This is a genomic window from Peristeroidobacter soli, from assembly GCF_004138485.1.
Taxonomy (GTDB): Bacteria; Pseudomonadota; Gammaproteobacteria; order Steroidobacterales; family Steroidobacteraceae; genus Steroidobacter; species Steroidobacter soli.
Genome location: NZ_ML142848.1, coordinates 515,514 through 532,629, shown reverse-complemented (window position 1 = coordinate 532,629; position 17,116 = coordinate 515,514). Strand labels below are relative to the sequence as shown.

At 62.3% G+C, this 17,116-nt stretch carries 12 protein-coding genes and 1 pseudogene; 3 read left to right on the top strand and 10 right to left on the bottom strand.

The window, feature by feature from the left end; genetic code table 11:
• Positions 1-78: 78 nt before the first annotated feature.
• On the bottom strand, positions 79-1,320 hold the full coding sequence (locus tag EKO19_RS02040; protein ID WP_129774739.1) for a porin: 1,242 nt from the start codon (positions 1,318-1,320) through the stop codon (positions 79-81).
• Positions 1,321-1,702: 382 nt separating this feature from the next.
• On the opposite strand from EKO19_RS02040, the gene EKO19_RS02035 reads away from it, so the two are divergent.
• Positions 1,703-2,368: a pentapeptide repeat-containing protein gene (locus EKO19_RS02035; RefSeq protein WP_175596928.1), complete on the top strand. Its 666-nt coding sequence runs from the start codon at positions 1,703-1,705 to the stop codon at positions 2,366-2,368.
• A gap of 8 nt (positions 2,369-2,376) precedes the next feature.
• Here the strand turns inward: EKO19_RS02035 and EKO19_RS02030 are convergent, their stop codons facing one another.
• The 7 genes and pseudogenes from EKO19_RS02030 to EKO19_RS02000 all read right to left on the bottom strand — a co-directional run bounded on the left by EKO19_RS02030 (position 2,377) and on the right by EKO19_RS02000 (position 13,649).
• Positions 2,377-4,698 carry an MHYT domain-containing protein gene (locus EKO19_RS02030; RefSeq protein ID WP_129774737.1) on the bottom strand — a complete coding sequence of 774 codons (2,322 nt, stop codon included), beginning with the start codon at positions 4,696-4,698 and terminating at the stop codon, positions 2,377-2,379.
• Between the two features lie 184 nt (positions 4,699-4,882).
• Positions 4,883-5,179 (bottom strand): annotated as a pseudogene (locus tag EKO19_RS02025) (c-type cytochrome); the annotation flags it as partial.
• Between the two features lie 142 nt (positions 5,180-5,321).
• Positions 5,322-6,686 carry a putative oxidoreductase C-terminal domain-containing protein gene (locus tag EKO19_RS02020; RefSeq protein ID WP_217705080.1) on the bottom strand — a complete coding sequence of 455 codons (1,365 nt, stop codon included), beginning with the start codon at positions 6,684-6,686 and terminating at the stop codon, positions 5,322-5,324.
• Positions 6,687-6,694: 8 nt separating this feature from the next.
• Positions 6,695-8,068, bottom strand: coding sequence for a Gfo/Idh/MocA family protein (locus tag EKO19_RS02015; RefSeq protein ID WP_129774735.1), 1,374 nt, complete (start codon positions 8,066-8,068; stop codon positions 6,695-6,697).
• Positions 8,069-8,077: 9 nt separating this feature from the next.
• Positions 8,078-10,918, bottom strand: a complete 2,841-nt coding sequence (locus tag EKO19_RS02010) for a TonB-dependent receptor (protein WP_157995076.1) — start codon at positions 10,916-10,918, stop codon at positions 8,078-8,080.
• Between the two features lie 232 nt (positions 10,919-11,150).
• Positions 11,151-12,299 (bottom strand): Gfo/Idh/MocA family protein, encoded by a 1,149-nt coding sequence (locus EKO19_RS02005; RefSeq protein WP_129774733.1) that lies wholly within the window; start codon positions 12,297-12,299, stop codon positions 11,151-11,153.
• Positions 12,300-12,308: 9 nt separating this feature from the next.
• Positions 12,309-13,649 (bottom strand): 3-keto-disaccharide hydrolase, encoded by a 1,341-nt coding sequence (locus EKO19_RS02000; RefSeq protein WP_217705079.1) that lies wholly within the window; start codon positions 13,647-13,649, stop codon positions 12,309-12,311.
• A gap of 99 nt (positions 13,650-13,748) precedes the next feature.
• On the opposite strand from EKO19_RS02000, the gene EKO19_RS01995 reads away from it, so the two are divergent.
• Positions 13,749-14,174, top strand: a complete 426-nt coding sequence (locus EKO19_RS01995) for a VOC family protein (RefSeq protein WP_129774732.1) — start codon at positions 13,749-13,751, stop codon at positions 14,172-14,174.
• An 8-nt stretch (positions 14,175-14,182) separates the two neighbouring features.
• Positions 14,183-14,812, top strand: coding sequence for an NAD(P)H-binding protein (locus EKO19_RS01990; protein ID WP_129774731.1), 630 nt, complete (start codon positions 14,183-14,185; stop codon positions 14,810-14,812).
• Position 14,813: 1 nt separating this feature from the next.
• Here the strand turns inward: EKO19_RS01990 and EKO19_RS01985 are convergent, their stop codons facing one another.
• Both EKO19_RS01985 and EKO19_RS01980 read right to left on the bottom strand, forming a co-directional pair.
• Positions 14,814-15,590 carry a DUF3750 domain-containing protein gene (locus tag EKO19_RS01985; RefSeq protein ID WP_129774730.1) on the bottom strand — a complete coding sequence of 259 codons (777 nt, stop codon included), beginning with the start codon at positions 15,588-15,590 and terminating at the stop codon, positions 14,814-14,816.
• A 126-nt stretch (positions 15,591-15,716) separates the two neighbouring features.
• A complete protein-coding gene (locus EKO19_RS01980; RefSeq protein ID WP_129774729.1) occupies positions 15,717-17,072 on the bottom strand; it encodes a glycoside hydrolase family 27 protein in 1,356 nt (451 codons plus the stop codon).
• Positions 17,073-17,116 lie beyond the last annotated feature (44 nt).

Here is a 17,116-nt window from a genome sequence, read left to right as displayed (position 1 = left end):
TTTTTGCGCGCTGGTTCTGGGTTTCTTGTTGGTGGGGGGGGGGGGGCGCTTGGGCGCCCCCCCCGCCAGTGCCGTTACTCAGAACGACAGATAAGCACCGATGTTGAAGTTGTTGCTCTTGTTCTCGATGTTGTTGTGAGACTTGGATTTGATATCCGAGTACTCGCCGATCAGGGTCAGGTTCTCGGTCAATGAGTAATAGACGCCGCCGGTGTATTTCTCATTGGTTTTCACCAGATCCGACGGCGCTTCGCCCGAGGCGAGGTCCAGGTTGCTCTGGCCGTAGTTCACGCCGACCTTGAGATCGCCGAATTTGTAAGTGACCTGAGCGAGGAAGCCATCGGAGTCGCGTTCCTGACCCAGCGCCGTCGCGCCGAACAGATACAGGGCCGTGGTGCCCATGCCTTTGCCGCTGTAGTACCAGCCCATCACTTCCAGGCCGGCGAGCGTGACCTTGCCGCCGGCGTCCCAGCCCGTGCTGTCGAAGTCGCCGACGTTCAGCGGGCCTTCGTGTTTCTGCGAGATGAAGCTGGCGGACAGATAGAACTTGTCGGCCTTGTACGCGATCTTGGCGTGATAGCCGGGGCTGCCTTCCGGCGTCGGCGTGCCTTGAGTGATGGGCTCGAGCGGATCGAAGACACCCACGGTGAGTTTGAAGCCGCCGAAGCTCGGCGTGGTGTAATTGATCTGGCCGAGCCAGTCCGTGTAGATGTAACCCAGACCGATCGAGCCCAGTGACGTGTTGGCCGGCGCCGCATAGTTGCCGTTGCCCGCGCCGACGCCGGGCAGCGTCATGTCGTTCAGGATCGCATCCGCGCCGAACAGGCCGATGTTGCGACCGAGCATGAACTCGCCGATCTGCTTGTTACCGAAAGTCATGAAGACCTGGCGCATGTCGATGGCGGTGGTGCCCAGGGCCGTGTTCAACAGCGGCGCGCCTTGCTGCAGATTCGGACTGCCGTCGTTGGTGCTGATGCCTGGATAGAAGCCGAAGGTCACCGACAGATCCAGGCCCTTCTGCGTCGTCGACGCGCCGATCGCGAGCGCGGCCGGCAACAGACCGTTGCTGATCGACGAGCTGTTCGTGACGCCGGCGCCACCGCGGCAAGCGAGCCCGCCCGTAATACCTAGCGAGAGCTGGTCTTCGCAGCTGGAATGAATGTAATAAACATTCACGTTGCCGCTGGCCGTCAGTTTCCAGTCGCCGGCGGGAACTTCGACGGCGGCGGCCGGGCGCGGCGAGAGACTTGCCAGCAATACGGCAGCTGCCGCGTACCACAAAATATGGGTGGATCCATTTCTTGATTCTTCTGTGCGCATGTTTTTTCCCCTGAACGGTGTTGCCCGTTGCCCACTAGTAGCAAGCGCTATGCCACTTCAGGATCGGGCCGGTGCGCCTGCACATCGCGATTCGCCCGTAGGCAATCGATATGCATCGGCGCATTGTTTGCAACGTAGAGCGGAGCGAGCGCGCCGTCGTGTGGTGAGAGCAACAGATCACAATGTGTCAGTAGGTGACAGTGTTACGGCACACACCGGCACAGTGATACAGTCAGCGCAGTGAGGTCACGTTTCTGGACCGAGGCTCAGCGTGCTTTCCAGGAAACATCGAGAAGCCTTGTGGCATCGCAGGTCGATCCTGGCCGGCCTGTGTCTGGCCTGGCTGATATGTGCCGCGAATTCGTCATTTGCCGCCGAGCCTGTGACTCGACAACAAGTGATATCCAGGCTCGAGTCCGGCAGCAAGGACCTTTCCAATCTGCAAGCGGCGGGCGTCGATCTGTCCGGTGTCGATTTCCGCGGTGCCCGCTTGTTCGGCGCCAATCTCGACGGCGCGAATCTTTCCAATGCCAAACTGGCCCATTGCAACCTCGACCTGACGCTCATGCGAGGCACGGTGCTGGTCAATGCGGATCTGCGTGAGTCGAGCATCTTCGGCGTGTTGATGGACAGAGCAAATCTGTCCGGGGCCGACCTGCGCGGCGCGCGGCTCATGAGCAAGGGTGATTCGGTGAACCTGGACGGCGCCAATCTATCCGAGCTGAAGTCGGGCGCGGACATGCGCAATCAACCGATGGGTTTGATCCGGATCGTGCTCACGCATGCATCGCTCAAAGGCGCGAAGCTGGTCGGCGCGGATCTGTCGCGAGGCGACTTGAGTTACGCCGACTTGCGCGAGGCCGATCTCACTCGCACCAATCTGAGTCGAACCGACCTGACGGGAACGAACCTGGCAAATGCCTGGCTGGACGGTGCGACTCTGACCGACGCCGATATCCACAACGCGATCTTCACCGGAGCGATGGGGCTGGAGAAAACCGTCGGGCTCGAGGCCACCAAGGGGCGGGAGACGGCGACCTTCGATTAGCGCGGCGGTCAGCCGGTTCGTCGTTGGTAGCGGTCGTCGCCGTCCGGATCGCGCAGGCTCTCCAGCGCTTCGGCCAGCTCGCTCGCCAGATAGGGTTTTCTCAGGAACGGCCAGGCGCCGCCGTGCGCCAGCGATTCTTCCAAGGTTTCTCCGGCATAGCCGGAGCTGAGCAGGATCTTGATGTCGGGTCGGAGCTGCCGCGCCTGTCCGGCCAGTTCGACGCCGTTGATGCCGCCGGGCATGACCACGTCGCTCAGCAATGCGTCGATGCTCGCATCCGATTTCAGAATGCGTAGCGCTTGCTCCGCATTGGACGCGCGAACGACGTTGTGACCTAGATCGGCGAGCATCACTTCCACGATGCCGCCGACCGAAGGATCGTCTTCGGTCAGCAGAATATTCCAACCAGTGCTCGACGCGTGGATCCTGCGATCGGGTGTTGTTTCCGGTACGGGCAGAGCGGCGCCTATCGGCAAGTAGATGCGGAACGTGGTGCCCGCGCCGAGCACACTGCGCACTTCGACTTCGCCGCCGGACTGACGCACGAATCCATACACCTGACTCAGGCCGAGTCCCGTGCCCTTGCCGGCGGACTTGGTCGTGAAGAAGGGCTCGAAGATCCGGCTCATGACCGCTTCGTTCATACCTTCGCCGCGATCGGCGACGCTCACTTCCAGATAACGGCCGCGAGCCAGATTCGGCAATTCGTCGGTCGACAGGTCCACGACTTTGGTCTGCACGACGATCTCGCCGCCGGCGGAGCTGGCGTCGGTCGCGTTCACCAGCAGATTCAACAGCGATGCTTCGAACTGCGCGGGATCGATCAGCGCGACCGCTTCGTCGGAGCACAAGCGCATCACCAGCGAGATCGATTCGCCGGTCGCTCGTTTCAACAGCGGCTCGCATTCCCGAATCAGCACATTCAGATCGCAGGCTTGCGGCTGCAGGGGTTGGCGGCGCGCGAACGCCAGCAGTTGAGCGGTGAGTCGTTCGCCACGGCGTGCGGCGGCGAGCGCGGCTTCGCCGAGTCGCTTGCGACGGACCGCGTTCTCCGGATGTTTGAGAATGACGTCCAGCGCCCCGATGACTACCGTCAGCAGATTGTTGAAATCGTGCGCCACGCCGCCGGTCAAACGACCGAGCGCGTCGAGTCGTTGGGCGTGCAGCAGCGCGGCTTCCGCTTCGACTTTCGCGGCGATGGCATCGGCGGCGCGTTGTTCGGCAGCGAGCTTGGCCGTCACGTCGTGAAACGCGGCGACCGTCAGTTGCGCTTCGCCTCGGGCTTGCACCGGAGCCGCGGTGGTCTCGAACTGCACGATTTCGCCGTCGGGTCGACGATAGCTTTGCAGATGCGGGCCGATGCGCCGGCCCTCGGTCATCGCTCTATAGAGCACATAGTCTTTGGGTAATCGACGATTGCCCGCGTGATCGACCACTCCGCCGGCGATCTGCTGATCCCAGATTGCTTGGGTATCGATCGCTCGGCCCAGCAGACGTTCCGCCTCGGCGTTGGCAAAGCGCACTTCGCCAGTGGGCGAGGCCGCGACCAGCACTCCAATCGGCAGGTTGTCCAGCACGGCGCGCAGCTGTTGCTCGCTGTGAAGCGCGGCCTGCAGCGCCAACGCTTCGACCCGGCGGTCGTGAAGTGCCGCGATCAGCGTCAGTAACAGAATGAAGAACGTGCCCGCGGCAATGCCGATGGCCAGCACTATCGTATCGACGCCGGCCGGCTCGATGTCGCTGAGAGTTGTCGCGCCGATCTCAACGCCCAGCATCGCGGAGTAGTGCATGCCGACGATGGCGAAGCCCAGCGCACAGGCGCCCAGGGCACGTTTTGTTGCCGTGGTTTCCCTTGCCGCCATCACCAACGCACCCGTCGATGCGCTGACTGCCACCAGGAAGGCGAGCACCGCATATATCTCGTTGTAGGTCAGCACGACGCTCGTGATCAACGCCGCCATGCCGACGTAATGCATCGTGCAGATGCCGGCACCCATGATCACGCCACTGACCAGTTGTCGCTTGAACGACTGCCGTCGCGAGGTGAAGAAGAAGGCGAACGCGGTGGTCGCTATCGCCAGGACCAGTGACAACAGCGTGAGCCCGACCTGGTAGCGCACTTCGCTGCCCGGATCGAAGCCGAGCATGGCGATGAAATGCATGGACCAGATGCTCAAGCCCATGGCGACGCCGGCCGCCGCGATCCAGGCCAGTCGCCACGATCCGCCGTGGGCTCGCACCCGGCGGAACAGATCGAGCGCGGTCCAGGAGCCGAACCACGCCGTGAGGACCGACAGGATGACGAAAATGGGGTGATGGGCCGAGTGCATTTCTTCTAAGCACACATCCTTGCAGCAGGCCCGTCAGCATAGAGCCAGAAAAATCGGCAAGACAATAGGACGGTCCGATTTTTACATGGGGGTTTCGGGCCGAGGTGGCTGTCGGATTACCCGAGGGCACTTGCGGACGACCGCAGAGCGCGTCGGATTGTCGCTCGATGCCGACAGCGGTCGGTCAACGCAGCGGCTGGAGCTCTTCGTCGCTCCACGGCTGGTCGCGATGAGAGACCACACCGCGGATGGACTCGACCGTGCGTGCATCGATCGGACTGGCTTCATTGCCCCACGAACGGCGCACATAAGTAAGGATGGAGGCGATGGTCGCGTCGTCCAGCGTGGCGAGGCTGGGCATGGCGAGTTGATCGACCTTGCCGTTGAGCACGATGCGCACCAGTGCCTGCGGCGAGCCATTGACCCATTGCGATCCGGCGAGGGCCGGCGCGAGTCCCTTCATTCCCTGATCTTGGTCCTGATGGCAGGCGGCGCTTTGATGTGCGACGGCGGCGGTTGTTGTTTCTCACCGGGGCGGTCGCCACTCTGCGCCTGGGCGTGCCAGGCCGGGATCAATGCCAGGCAGACGGCCGCGACCCTGCCGCGGCCCGCTTTGTGAGCTCTCATCGACTGAGCTGATACGCCTGCATGAGGGTCGCGTACTTGGTGAGCATGTTCGGCACTTCCCATGCCGGCAGCTTGCCTGAGCGCAGATACTTGAGGAAGTTTTCGGTGACCTGGGCGAAGTGCGCTTCGTGACCGAGGTTGTAGGTCTCGGGCACAGTGACCGTCCAGCGTTCGCCGTCGCGGCGCATGCCCACGCCCGGGTAGTTGCTTTGTAAGGATTCGATGGTGGATTTCACCGCTGCATCGAAGGCCTCGGCTGTCACGTTCTTCGCACGCTCTATGTAGAGCACGGGCTTGAACTGCTGGGCCGCGCCTTGCTGAATCATGAGCGTGGCCTTCGAGCCACGCATCACTGAGAAGTGTGTGTCACCGCCGCCTGGAGGAGCTTCGAAGTTCCACTTGACCGAGATCAGCGCGTGCACGTCGCGCAGGCGGTAGGTGAACTCGCCATTCGCATAGACATTCAGCACGCCGTTCCGCACGTCCGACTTCAGGAACTCGGGGAATGCCGTGGCGCCCGTGACTTTGCTGAACTGCTCGAGCGTGATCGGCGTTCGGCTGTATTTCGCGCTGAGCACTTGCGCGTCTTCGGGCTGCAGTGCCTGCTCCGGAAATGCCTGCCACTGCACCAGATCCACCAGATGGGTCGTCACATCGACCAGCCCTTCGCCTTGCTGACGCACGTCGAAGAACCATTGCGGCCGCTTCAAGGGCGCGCCGGCTACGATCTTGGAGAAGTGATGCACGCTCTCCTTGCGAATGGAAGGATCGGTGGGCATCCCTTTCTGCAACGAGCCGAACAGTTCCGGTCGCTGTGACAGCTCCCGTTGCAGGATGGAGGTGATCTCGAAGCGCTCCGTCATGATGTCGTAGAGCAGGGTGCCTTTCTGCTCCGCGAGCGCGAACGCCTGCTTGAGCTTTTCCAGGTCGGGCGGTGTGATCGCCATCGGCTTGTCGGCGAGCACGTTGAAGCCCGACTCGATGGAGCTGAGGATGTACTGCGCCTTCTGTGCGTTGTTGCCGGAGATGACCACGACATTGCCGCTTCGATCCTGAAGCATGCGTTGCAAGTAGTCGGGGCCGGTGTAGATCTCAGTGCGCCAGTGCGTGGGTCGGTCCGCTCGCTTGTTGAAGCCTTCGATGCGCTTCATATGTTCGAGCACGTCGTCGCCTTTGGGAGCGTAGACGTGCACCGACGGATCGACGCCTTCATACATGAACTTCTGGACCAGCGAGGCATGGAAATGCCCGGGATCCAGCGTCACCAGACGCACCGGACCGGTAACGCCTGCGGCGTGAGAAGTGAGCACAACACCAGCCATCAGCGTCGCGCTGACCAGGGACTTCAACAGATCCCGCATGATGCCGTTCAGCTCTTGATCAATCGCGTCACGCCGTACGGAGCCCGTTCGGGACGTGACAGCCACTTATTCGCCTCGGCATCGTTGACGAAACTTTCGGACTTCACATCCCAGGTGAGCGGGCGTTGCAGCTTCATTGCGATCCAGCTGACGATACAGGCGCTGCCGCTGCGGTGAGCGATGCGCGCGGGGGCGAGTGGCTCCTTGCGTGAGCGCACGCTTTCCAGCCAGTTCTTGTGATGACTGTCGCTGCGAGGCAGCTCCACTTTCAAACCCTTCGGATCGAGCAGCCGTTTATCGCTGGCGTCGAGCGGCGGCAGGGTCTGCCCGGACTTGGGATCGCTCGCGGTCGCCTGGCCATCGCGCGTGACCCAGATCCAGCCGTCGTCGCCGATGAACTTGAGTCCGTTCGGATTCTTGTCGGAAACATGCACGCGGATGTCCCCGGGATAGGTGAGCTTCACGTCGTAGGCGCCGTGCACGTTCCAGATCTTGTTGGTCGGGAATTCGGCCGTGCCTTCCACCCGCGACGGACCGCTCGATTCCAGATCGAGCGCCCAATGCATGGTGTCGTAGTGATGCGAACCCCAGCCCGTGATCATGCCCAGACAGAACGATTCGTTACGCAGCCAACCCGGGCGCGTGTAGCCGACTCGCGGATGAACGCGCTGCTCGGTGTAGTACGCAAGCTCGGCGGGCCCGAGCCATCGATCGAAGTCGAAGCCCTTCGGCACGGGCTGCGCCGGATCGTCCGGCGCGGTGGGATCGATAGGTAAACCGATCTCGACGCTGCGCACTTGCCCGATGCGTCCGGAACGAACGAACTGCGCGGCCTCACGAAACTGCTTCCAGGAGCGCTGCTGACTGCCAACCTGCAGGATGCGTTGGCTACGCGCGACTTCGTCTCGAAGAATCCTGCCCTCGGCGACGGTCATCGTGAACGGCTTCTGCAAATAAACATCCTTGCCGGCCAGGATGGCGGCCAGCGCAGGCTCGGCATGCTGATGATCCGGCGTGCTGATGACGACCGCATCGATGTCCTTGCGCTGAAGGATCTCGCGATAGTCGGCGTGCACGCTGACGGTCGGCAGCGTTGCATCGATCTCGCGATACAACTCCTCGACGCGCTTCCTGCCTTCGGCCGCGCGATTTGCGTCGAGATCGCAAACCGCGACGATGTCGGCGAGCCCGGATTTCAGAACCCCCGGCATATCATGATCGCGCGCGATACGACCGCAGCCGATCTGCCCGACCCGGATGCGATTGCTGGGGGCCTCGGCGCCCCACAAGCGGCTGGGCAGTATCAGCGGCAACGACAACCCCATCAGCGTCTTGCCAAAGGTGCGGCGGGAAAGGGAGCTCGAGGGGTGTCGTGGTCTCATGGGGTCTTCCTAGAACTGGCCGCGGATACCCAAAATGAACTGGCGGCCGGGTTTGTTCAATGTATTCGCACGATTCTCATAACCGTAGAACGAATACTCTTCCTCATCGGTCAGATTCAGCGCTTCCAGACTCAGCGTCAGCTCCTGGCCGAGCGCTGCGAAGTTTACGCTACCGGAAAAATCCAGATAACCCGCTTCGCGGCGATATCCGGTCTCCGGCGAGGTCGAGCCGCAGTTCAGCTCACATTCGACGTAGTCGTCGCGATAGTTATACGACAGCCGGAGCGCGAAGCGGTCCTGTTCATAATACGCAATGGCGTTGTAATTGTTCTCCGCCAGGCCGAGGATGGTCTGACTGCCCGGGTCCAGGCGCGTGAAATTCAGAGTGACGCCCAGGCCCTGCAGCAGCTTGTCGAGGCGCTGCTGATACAGCACTTCGGCGCCTTTCAGATAAGTCACGGCTTCGATGTTCACCGGTGTATTGAACAGCAGAACGGTGTCGAGGCCGTTCGGCAGCAGCGCCAGGATGGTCGGATCGGTGATGGTGTCGAGCGGGACGCCGGCATTCCGGAACGGCTGCGGAACGTTCTGCCGCACGACGAAACCGGTGATTTCTTTATAGAACAGGTTGCCGCCCAACGCGCCGCCTTCCGAGAAATACCATTCGATGCCGCCGTCGAGCTGATCGGCGATGTAGGGATCGAGGTTGGGATTGCCCTGCGAGACCACGCCGCCGGTGCTGATCGAGGTGAACGGCTGCAAGTCGGAAGGATTGGGGCGGGTCATCGCCCGGGAGACCGAGAAGCGTGTCACCAGCGAGTCGCTCACGTCGTAGGCGAGGTTCAGCGACGGCAGCGTCTTGGTGTATTCGCCGTCGATGTTATTGCGGCCGTAATCTTCCTTGCGCAGGCCGAACAGATTGCCCGCGGCCGGCGGCGTCGACGGGACGCGAATGAAGCCTTCCATCTCGTGCTCGGTCTTCACATAGCGCACGCCGGCGTTGACGCGCAGAGTGCGGCCCCACAGGTCGAAGCGCCCGTTGGCTTCCACGTACGCCGACAGATTCTTTTCCTCGAAGCTGCCTGAGTTCTGGAAATCCAGATTGGCGGCGGCGTCGAGCGCGTTCGGATTCAACATCCGGCCGAAGGCGTCGAGGTCGCTGACGATCCAGCGGTTGTAGCCGACCGGATCGTCGAGGTCCTTGCCGAAGTTCTTCACCGGCACCACTTCGGCGAAGCTGCCGATGTTGAACTCATTGAGATTGGCGCCACCGGTATAACCGAAAGGGGTCAATGCCGTGCCCTGCGTTACGCCGACGGAAGACGAATACGCGAGGCGCTCGCGGTAATACTTGTTACCCAGCGCGCCGACCCGAATGTTTCGGTCGTCGTCGCCGAACTTAAGGTCAAGCGATAGATTCTCGTTCTCTTCCTCGCGGGTACGCGGCTGCACGCGCACCGTGTCGAACTGCCAGTTGCCGACGTCGGCCAGATCGAGCTGCGGCGTGATTTTCGGGATGCCGCCGTTCACGTCGATGTCGACCGATCCCGGACGCGACAGGAACAGGTAGGTGGTCATGCGCCAGCGGAAATCGGATTCCGCCTTGGAGGCCTTCACGTCCAGGCCGACATTGTCCGTGATCTGCCACGAGCCGCCGAGGCCGAGGTGCTTGAAGTCGGACTCCTGCTCGAACAGACGATTCTCGGACCAGAATTTTGCGTTGAGCAGCGTGCCGTGGGTCAGCGTGTTGTTGCCGTCGACCTGAAAGTTGCTCGGTGTGATGTAGCCGAAGCCGGTCGCACCCGCGGTTTGCGGCGTGGTGTTTCGTACCAGCAGATTGTTGGTGTAGCGATCGAAATCCGAATCCAGCTTGGCGTAGATCACGTCGAGGTTGAACGACAGATCCTCGCTGGGAGCCCATTGCAGCGCCAGCGTGCCGCCGACCCGGTCGCGATCGCCGACCTGGGTTTCGGGACGACCGAGCCGGGGAACCTGAGCGTTGGCGAGCTGCGCATTGGTCAGGCCCGATTCGTTGACGAAGTCGGGCGCGCGATTGGCGACGTTTGCATTGACGCTCGGCAGATTCCAGTCGAAGCCGCCCGAATATCCCGGCGCCGGCGGATTGTTGGGAATGCGACCGGAGGTCCAGCCTTGCGAGGTCCAGCCATCGGTACGGAATGTTCGCTGTGACACGGACATGCTCAACAGCGCGCCGAACTTGCCGTCCCAGTTCTTGCTGATCAGAAAACTGGCGCGAGGATCGACTTCCTCGGAGGTGGATTGATACGTGCCTTTGAGCTGATAGCTGGCCTGGAAGTCGTGGTAATCGAAGGGGCGGGGTGTGCGCAGATCCACCGTGCCCGACAGGCCGCCCTCGGTGGTGCTGGCTTTGGGGGTCTTCGAAACCTGCAGCATGCTGAAGATTTCCGAGGGCAACAGATCGAAATCGAACTCGCGATTGCGCGCTTGCTGATCGACGCTGCCTTCGGAGGCGGCCGATACCGGCATGCCATCGAGCAACACGCGAACAAAGCTCGGCCCCATGCCGCGTATCGAGATTTGCTGGCCTTCGCCGTTGGTGCGCGAGATCTGCACGCCGGGCACGCGCTGCAGCGCTTCGGCGAGATTGTTGTCCGGCAGCTTGCCGACGTCCTCGGCGGTGATGGAATCGATGAAGTTGATCGAGTCGCGCTTGGCGTCCAGCGCGATCTCCAGGCTCTGGCGATAGCCCGAGACCACGACCTCTTCGAGTTGGCCGGGATCGGCGGTGGATGTTTCCTGTGCGCAGGCGACGCTCCCCATGCACAAGCTCAACATTCCCGCGCTGAGCGCAGTGATGCCTCGTTCCATCTTCAGCTCCTTCTTCTCGTGGACCACGATGTAGGGCCGTCGACATGGAGGAAGCTTGGGTTTTTCCGCGGACGAGCGCGGCCGTGCCGCCTTTTCGAGCGACATCGCAGAACCGGATTTTCCCCCTGGCCGGCCACCCTCAACGTTGGAAAGTGGCCTGACCAGCAGATTGTTAGATCAGTGCGGGAAGCCTGTCAATGCTGTATTGGGATCGCTAACATGGTCAGGCCAATCAAGCCAGGATTGGCCGGGTCGCGTCCCGTTGGGCGGTGAGCACCAGCTCGGCCGCGAGCAGGGCCTGTTGCTGATCCTGCGCAACCTGGGTGCGCTCCACGATGTCCGTGACGAACTGCGGACCGAACGGCAGGGCGACCTCTTTGCAATCGATATAGCGCGCCTGCTTGCGGTCCACGACGTACAGGTGATCGCCACCCGGCAGCCCGGAGGCGACGTTGATGTATTTGCGCAGTTCGATGTAACCCTCGGTGCCGAGGATGAACAGGCGGCCATCGCCCCAGGTGCTCAGTCCGTCGGGCGTGTACCAATCGACGCGCACGTAGCCGGTGCCGCCGTTGCCAGTCATGGTCATGTCGCCAAAGTCTTCGAACTTCGGATAGCCCGGGTGCGCGAGATTGCCGGTCTGTGCCGCGACGACGCGCGCCTGTGAGCTGTTGGTGTAGTAGAGAAACTGGTCGGCCTGATGCGAACCGATGTCGGTGAGAATGCCGCCGAAGCGAGCCTTGTCCCAGAACCACTCCGGTCGCGATGGCGCATTCACGCGATGAGGGGCGAGATTGACGGTCTGAACGACCCGGCCGATCGCGCCCTGGCGAATCAGCTCTCCCGCATACACCGCCGAGCGCACTTCGAGCCGTTCCGAATACATGATCGCGAATTTTCGACCGGTGGCCGCGACCGTCCGGCGCACCTCGGCCAACTGGTCCAATGTGACGATGCCGGGCTTGTCCGCGAGATAGTCCTTTCCAGCCTGCATCGCGCGCACGCCGAGCGGCGCGCGCTGATCGGGAATCGGCGCGCCGGCGATCAGCTGGATGGACTTGTCCTGCAGGATCTCATCCTCGCTGCGCGCGATCTTCACATCGCCGAATTTGGCGCGAAAGTCCGCGATCTGTTTGGGATCCGAACCGTAAACGGCCACGAGCCGGCCGCCGCCACGTTGCACGGCCGCGGTCATGCTGTAGATGTGGGCGTGGTCGAGGCCGATCACGCCGAAGCGAATGGAATGTTTGCTCGCCGGCGCTTCGGTCTTCGCTTTCTCGACCGCGGGCGTACCTTCCGCCGATGCAACCGATGAAAGAGCTGAGGCGATGCCCGCGAGACCGGCGGATTGCAGGAAGGTACGTCGATCATTGGTGCTCATTGCTCGTCCTTAAAGCGCACGGATCTTGATGCTACGAAAACGAACCTCATCGCCATGATCCTGCAGCAGAATCCGGCCCTGTTCCAGCTGGCCGAAATTGGCGATGTCCTTGAACTTGCTGGCGGCGACGCGGCGCTGAAAATCTTCCGAGCCGCGCTTGAACGCAAGCACCTTCACGCCGTTGAGCCAGTGCTCGATGGTGCCGTCGGCACCGGCGACGATGCGTGCATGCTGCCATTCACCGACCTTCGGTGCGATGCCGACGTTCGACATCAGTCTGCCGCGCGGCTGGATATCGTACAGGGACGCGAGCGTGCGATCGCCGTCGGTGCCTTGTTTCGCATCGGGGTGACGTTCGTCATCCAGCAGCTGATATTCGAGGCCGAGCGCATCGCCGGTGCCATAGTCGCCCACGTAGTATTTGATGCCGCTGTTCGCGCCGGGAGTCAGCTTGAAATCCAGCTGCAGCTCGAAGGCGCCGAAGGTTTTTTCAGTGACCACGTCGCCGCCGCGACCGCCGGTGATGATCAGTTCACCGTCTTTGATCCTCCAGCCGTGCGTGGGGAAGGGCTCGCCCTTGGCGCTGCGCCAGCCGGTGGTCGAGGTGCCGTCCCAGAGCAACTGCCAGCCCTGCTTGCGTTCCACTTCGCTCAAGTCATTGGGAAGGGTGTTGCGGACGAAGATGGTCGCCTCGCCGGGCGAGGCGCTCGGGTGTTCCCTGATTCGCAGATTGCGCCAGTGAATCTGGCGGCCGGCCTCGTCGGGCTGGTCGATGGAATGGACCTGCAGCGCGATGAAGCCGTCTGTATAGGTCGCATCCAGCACGTACGCCGACAGCTGGCCATTGACCCAGGTGCGCATCGACGGGCCGAGCGCTTCGATCCGGATCTGATTCCACTCGTTGAACTTGTAGAGCCCCGGCTGCGGGTTGAGCGTGCCCGGATACCACCAGCCGCTCATGGCTTCGTCATAGAGGCCGCCGGTCCACTGGCGCTCGGACGGATCCAGATCCATCTGCGGTCCATGCACGCGGCCTTGCATGATTTCCGGCTTGCTCTGGCTGCGGAACTGCACGCCGCTGTTGGTCGGGCCGACGGTTTGTTTAGCCTCGAATTCCAGCACGAAATCGCTGAAAGTCCGGTCGGTGGCCAGAAAGCTGTTGGGCGAGCCGGCGGTGGTGGTGCCGACGATGGCGCCGTCGATCACTTCGTATTTCGCCGCGCCGTTGGCGATGCGCCAGCCGTTCAGCGTCTTGCCGTCGAACAACGATTGCCATTCGGAGTCGCCCGCGGCATGCGCGAGTCCCGCGGTCATCGGCAGTGTCATCAGGCAGGTCAGGACGAACTTCATGTAGAGTCCCTCGATAGTGAGAACTGTCGGAGCCCGAGGGCGCCGAGCATAGCCAATTTTTTGTTGTCTGCTGTCGCGATCGACGGCCAGGATGAATTCATGAGTCTGTCACCCTTCCATCTCGCCATCCCCGTTCACGATCTGCCCGCCGCGCGCCGCTTCTATGGCGAGGTCTTCGGCCTGGCGGAAGGGCGCTCGAGCGCGCAATGGGTGGACTTCGACTTCTTCGGCCATCAGCTCGTCATTCACGAGCATCCCAAGACCGCATCACAGGAGCACGCGCATACCAATCCCGTCGACGGTCACGACGTGCCCGTGCCACACTTCGGCGTGGTGCTCGCCTGGGAGCAATGGGAGGCGCTCGCCGAACGACTGAAGTCTTTCGGCACCCGGTTCGCGATCGAGCCTCACATTCGCTTCCGAGGTCAAACTGGCGAGCAGGCCACGATGTTCCTGTTCGACCCTTGCGGTAACGCGCTGGAGTTCAAGGCGTTCAAGGATATCGGGCAGTTGTTCGCCAGATGAGGTGAGTCGTGAAACTGCTGCTGGTTGGCGCGACCGGGCTGGTGGGGCGAAGCGTCCTGGACTTCGCGCTCGCCGATCCCCGGATAACCGCGGTCGTCGCATTGACTCGCCGGCCGCTGCCGCCGAATTCGAAGCTGCAGGCGGTGCAGGTGGATTTCGACAATCTGCCTGCCGACGCGCCCTGGTGGCAGGTGGACGCCGTCATCTGCGCGCTCGGCACCACGATGCGGATCGCGGGTTCGCAGGAAGCATTCAAACGGGTCGATTACGAATATCCGCTCGCGGTCGCGCGGCTGGCTCGTCAGCACGGCACGCCGGTGTATGTGCTGAACTCGGCGCTCGGCGCCGATCCTGGATCGCGCATCTTCTATACCCGGGTCAAAGGCGAGGTCGAGCGCGAGCTGACTCGCTTGAATTTTCCTTCGCTGACCCTGGCCCGGCCCGGCTTCATCGGCGGCAATCGCGATGAGATTCGTACCGGCGAGCGGGTGACGTTGGCCGTGTTGGGAGCGCTTGGCTCGCTGGTGCCGAAGCGTTGGCGCATGAACCCGGCTACGAGGATCGCCCGCGCCATGCTCGACGCCGCGGTTCGCGCCGAGCCGGGCCTGCATGTGATCGGATCCGATCAGCTGCTGTGAGCTATTGAATGATCACCGGCTCGTGATCATCCGGACCGATCCGGCCGAGCAGCGGTAGCTTGATCGACAGGCTGGCGGGATCGACGCCGAACGTCAGGCCCAGCAGATTCAGTTCGACACCTTCTTCCCAACCGGCGGCGATGCCGGCGATGCCCAACAGATTGACTTGCCCGCCGGTGCCGCTCGGCGTGAGTGCGACCGGGACGATGCCGAGATAATCCTTGCCGATGGCGGTAGGCGGCAGGTCGACGCGCAGTTCCGGAACGTCGCGCAGCACGAAGGCGGTGAAGGTGTTCGAGTTGGGGCCGGGCCAGATGCGATAGGTGCCGTTGTATGGATAGTTCTGGACCGCCACTTCGATGCGATCGATCAATGCGTCGACGCCGGGCCCGCGAACGTCTTTGAGCAGGTCGGGCTCGGCGCCGAACCAGCGGCTGTCCGGTGGGCGCACGCGTGAGACGACGGTTGCGCCGTCTCGTCGCAATCGATAGCCGATGACTTCGTGAACTGTGAATTCGGGTGCGCCGCTGCGCTTCACGGCGATCCAGGTGTGCACGCCGAAGTAACCTTTCCAGTTGATGGTGCGCGCCGCATACACTTGCACGACGGCTTCCGGCGTCGTGGCGGGATCGGGGGCGAGGCCGACAGGTTCGCGGCTGGCCGTGCGCCAATCGTTGTTGCTCAAGCGCCCGGATTGGCCGAGATAGGTGGCCGAGCAAGCCGCATATAACGGCACGAGTAAGATCAGCCAGCCGATGCGCCGGCGTTTGGTGTTCATCGTTCGAGCTCCCGCTGAACATAGCGTCCAGGAAATCGAACGACATTGCAAACAACGGGGGCTGCGACCGGCGCTTCGGACTCAGCTTACAGCGACGTCAGAATTCGGCGCGGACGCCAGCTCGAGCTACACCGGCGTGAGGCCGTAGAGCAGCGACGCGTGAGGGGCGAGCGTGGCGGACACGCGATCGCGAACAGTGCCGATGTCACGCTTGGCCCAAAGGTCCCGAACCCTCGCGGATTTCAAGCCGAGGCGCGAGAGATCGAAGTGGACCTGTTTGCTCTCGGCCTTGTCGCTGATGTTGAACATCGCGAGATAGCGGGTCTCGCCATTTTCGGCACGCGCGGTCCACGTGCGAACTTCTTCGATCAGTGCGGATGGTTGGTTGTCGCGGCTCGCCTGATTGACTGCGAGCACTTCACGGTTGGTCAGCAGGGCGAGCGTTGCCGGATCGAGATGCCGCAAGTCGCCGCCCATGATCAGAGGTGAACGAGCGATGGACCATAGCGTCATCAGCGTGCGTTGCTCGTCCGGCGTGAAGTGACAGTCACGCTTGCCCATCTGCAAGCGGCCGAGCGGCAGCATGTCCGCGTCGGGCCAGCGACCGGGCTGACGGAACATCGACCAGTTCTCCAGTCGCGTGAACTGCGCTTTCAGTTGTGGCCATTCGTCCCAGAAGTCGTCGCTGATGCGCCACATCTGCGCGTAACGGCGTACGTGCCCGCCGCTTGCCAACGGCGTCTCGCCGGGCGACAGACTCAGAATCATCGGACGGCGGCTGGCCCGAATGGCCCGCTGCGCGGCTTCGATCTCAGGTGCATTCGCATCGTACGGACGACTCATGTCGTCCATCTTTACGAAGTCGATGTCCCAGGACGCGAGCAATGCGAACACGCTGTTGTAGTACTCCTGCGCGCCGGGCTTGCTCATGTCGACGCCGTACATATCGGGGTTCCATGGGCAAATGCTGTCGGTGTTGGCGATGTCGCGGGCCTTCCATTTGCCGCCGAGGATCGGCAGGTTGCGTTCCACTGCGAGCCGAGGAATGCCGCGCATGAGATGCACGCCAAACTTCAATCCGAGCGCGTGAACTTTGTCGGCGATGGGTTTGAATCCCGCGCCTTTCACACTGGATGGAAAACGATTCGGTGCCGGCAGCAGTCGGCCATGCTCATCCATCGTCGGGATGGGCCTAGTGTTGTAGTCGTAGCCCGTGGCCGCGCCTTCATACCATTGGATGTCGATGGTGAAAATATCGTAGCCGAACGACTTCAACTCGCGCGCCATGATCTCAGCGTTCGCGATTGCCTGGTCCTCGGTGATGGTCGTCGCGAAGGAATTCCAGCTGTTCCAGCCCATCGGGGGCGTGGGGGCGAGCAGCGGCGTGGCGTTCGGCGCTGCGTTAGAAGTGGTGCTCTGAGAAAGCAGGCCAAGCGCGCCCGCGGCCGCGAGCAATTCGCGGCGATTGATAGGTATCGACACTGTCGTGCGTCCCCCCGTGCTGTCCGAGATAATTGTACGAGTAA